We start from the raw sequence: 3232 nt of genomic DNA, 5'->3' as shown, positions 1-3232 counted from the left end.
TCTTTCGCGTGGTCAATTTGTTTTGACAGCGTTGAACATTCGTTATTTCCAGGAGGTGGAGGCGCATCACAGAGATCTTTTGCACGCTCGTACTCAAACTGTCGACGCGCCGCCGGGCTCAGCTTTGCTGGCGAGGGATTTGCGGGCGTCGCAGCGAGCATTGGATCGTCCAAAAATAATCCATCAATTACAGTTGCCAACACAGGTTGAACAAACGGATTAATTTCTTCCCCAATCCGCCAGCCGAGCCGACCTGCCCTATAGCATGCGTAAAGCGGGGGAGCAATTTGCAGTCCATCTGAGTCAATGTAACCAAGTGGATCGCCATCCACATATCCATATGTTGAGAGCCCACCTCCGGCCAGACCCATCGGGTCGCTTTGGATATATCTCCCTAAGCCTGCATCGTAGGTACGGAAGTAGTTGTAAAACAATCCCGACTCCACATCCGCATATTGCCCCGGAAAACGCAGATTCAGCGTAAAGGCTCCAAGGCCTTCGGGGTTCGTCTCCGGCGCCGTAGTCCCGAAGGGCTCCGCGAACCAGCGCCAACGGCGCCCGCCATTTTGATCCATCACCAGTCGAGGCGTGTCTAAGTGGTCTGCATGGATGAAGTACACCCAGGGCGGACTGCTCGCGTTGTTCGGGTCGGCGGTGAATACCGCGATCGGCTTCGAGCCCAGCCACACGTACTCCTTCAGCGCGACGCCCGCTTGGTCATACTCGCCCAGCAGTTGCCCGTCCAGGTCGTACACGAAGATTCGCGTGCTGCTTGTCCCGGAGGTCGTGAACTTGCGGATGCGCCGCTTGTCGGCGTCGTAGCTGAAGGTGCTCGTCACACCCCCATGGGTGAGGCTCGCCAGGACGCCAGTGCGCCCATACGTCGCCGTGTAGTTCGTGCTGTCGCTGGTGGTGTTCCCCGCGTTGTCATAGCCGAAGCTCCGCGCGGGGTTGGTGATGCTTGTCAGCCGGTTGCTCGTGGTCGCGGTGGTGTACGCGCTCGGGCTGCCGTTCAGACTCACGCTCGTGCGGTTGCCGTTGGCGTCATACGCTATAGACCAGCTCGCCGTGGCCGCGGTGACGCTGGTCAGCCGGCCGTTCTGGTCATACCCGAAGCTCTGGTCCAGCCCTGGCTGTGGGATGCCATCATTGGCCGACAGATGTGTATACCCTACGATCCGGTCTGCCGCGTCATAGGTGATGTCTCTGAACACGTCCCCCAGCCGGTAGCGCACGACACGCCCGTACTGATCGAAGAAGCGCTCGTGCGGCACCAGCCCGCTTGCCATCTGCCATTGCCAACTGCTCGGCGGCCCGAAGGGTTCCCACTTCACCTGGCTGATCAGTGGGGCCGCTGTGCTGCTCGCATCCTTGGCCAAGCTCATCGCCGTCAACTTCCCACTGGTGTAGGCGAAGATCAGCTTGCGCCCTGACGGGTAGGTGATGCTCGTCAACTTCCCCAGCGTGTAGCCATACTTGACCGTCGTGACCACAGTCGCGCTGTTGGCACCGTTGGCCGCGTAGACCGCCTGGATGGCATCAGTCACCCGACCCTGCGGGTCGTACTTGAACCGCGAAGCACCGTTTGGGTGGTCGGTGCGGCTCAATCGCCCGATGCTGTTCGAATAGTCCGATCCTGTCAGGTCGTAGCCCCAGCTCACCGTCTGGCTGGTCTGCCCAGGCTGGCTGTAGACGGCTGTAGTCAGCCGGTTCAGTGCGTCGTAGGAATAGGTTTCGGTGACGCCTCGGCTGTCGACGCGGGTCTTAAGGTTGCCCTCCTCGTCGTAGGTCTGGGTCGCCGTCCCAGTGTCGGGGCTGATCAGCTGGGTCGCGTCACCGAAGCCGTTGCGCGGGTACTGCGTGACGAGATTGCGCGGGTCGGTGACCTGGATCACGCGGTGGCCACCGTCGTACTCGAACTGCGTCTTGCCATTCTTCGGGTCCGTGCTGTCCTTCACCCGGTACAGCGGGTCGTAGGTCGCCTTGGTCTCCAGATTGAGCCCGCTGATGCCCGGAGCCTTCGTGACCTTGGTGCGATTGCCCTGTGCGTCGTACTCGTAAGTCGTCACCGGCGCCGGCGACACAGGTGGTGGTGGCAGTGTCTGCGCGAACGCAGCATGGGACAGCAACGCCGCGAACAAGGTGACAACGCCGCTGAGCGACGACCTCTGCATGTATTTCATGGTCCTCACTCCCTGCCGGTGTTTTGTTGAGGGCGCCCAAGTGCGTCCATGACTCGGGCGAGGCTGCGTTTCAGGCTGCCAGCCGGATCCTTCACACTCTCGCCGGTCGCCGTGCCCGCATCATTCAATTGGTAGTCAATGCGGTTACCCAGGTTGTCTTTGACTGCCTTCTGCCGATGCGCATCGTCGTACTCGTACCCCACCCAGCTGCCGTCTGGCTGCAGCACTTGTGTCAACTGCCCCACCGCGTCATACGTGTACGTGGTCATCTCGCCTGCGACACTGCTAGAGAGTGGGCGTTGATGCGTGTCGTAGGTGTTGACGGTGACGTTGCCGTTCGAATCGGTGCCCTGCAGCAACTGGCCATATTTGTTGTACTTGTCGTAGCTTGTGAGCTTGCCTGCTGCGTTGGTGACCGTCTTCAGATCACCCACCGTGTGATCCGCTGTCGCATCGCTGTAGTAGGTGTACGTCGTCGTGTCATTCACCGTCGTACGTGAACCCTTGGCCGTCAACACTTGACCAAATTGGTTGTAGGTCCAGGTGCGAACGCGATTCGCAACCGCAGGTTGCAGTGAGGCGGAGAAGCCGAGGTGCCCATCCGCGTCGGTGGTTGCCTGAACCACCTGCTTGCATAGGACTGCGATCGGCTTTCCATCGGGTAATGTTGCAGTAGACGGGGCGCACGCGGCAATCGCATTGCCATTGAACGGATCAGGTTGACCGTTGTAGATGTTCCAAGTGAACTTGTTTGGCTCGGCCCTTGCGACCGCGATCCGCCAATCTGGATGCCAATTAGTACTAATCCTGCGACTACCAGTGGGAATCGTAGAGCCTGCAGCATCAACCTGCCCGCAGTACGCTAGAGGCACTCCTTCACTGCGCCCGATTCCTTCGACACGACGCACTTCCAGATTTCGATCCGGATCACTGGAATAGCAGGCTCTCTGGCCACTAAAGTCGTCGGAGGTAACCAGATTCCCGTTGTAGTCGTACTCTCTATTGGTGCTGCTTGCTGCGCAGCCACTCCCTGCTGGCTGACTCTGCCC

1 protein-coding gene and 1 pseudogene are annotated in these 3232 nt (G+C 59.8%); both read right to left on the bottom strand.

The genetic code is table 11. The features are described 5' to 3' along the window. Positions 1-2183: RHS repeat-associated core domain-containing protein (locus tag AC1D1T_RS31290; RefSeq protein WP_477993257.1), on the bottom strand; the 2183-nt coding region annotated here is incomplete at its 3' end. A 5-nt stretch (positions 2184-2188) separates the two neighbouring features. Continuing rightward, a pseudogene (locus tag AC1D1T_RS31285) lies at positions 2189-3232 on the bottom strand (RHS repeat domain-containing protein); the annotation flags it as partial.

Source organism: Rhizobacter sp. P2_H3 (assembly GCF_056403355.1).
Note: the sequence above shows the minus strand (reverse complement) of the source record. Positions and strands in the feature narration are given on the sequence as shown.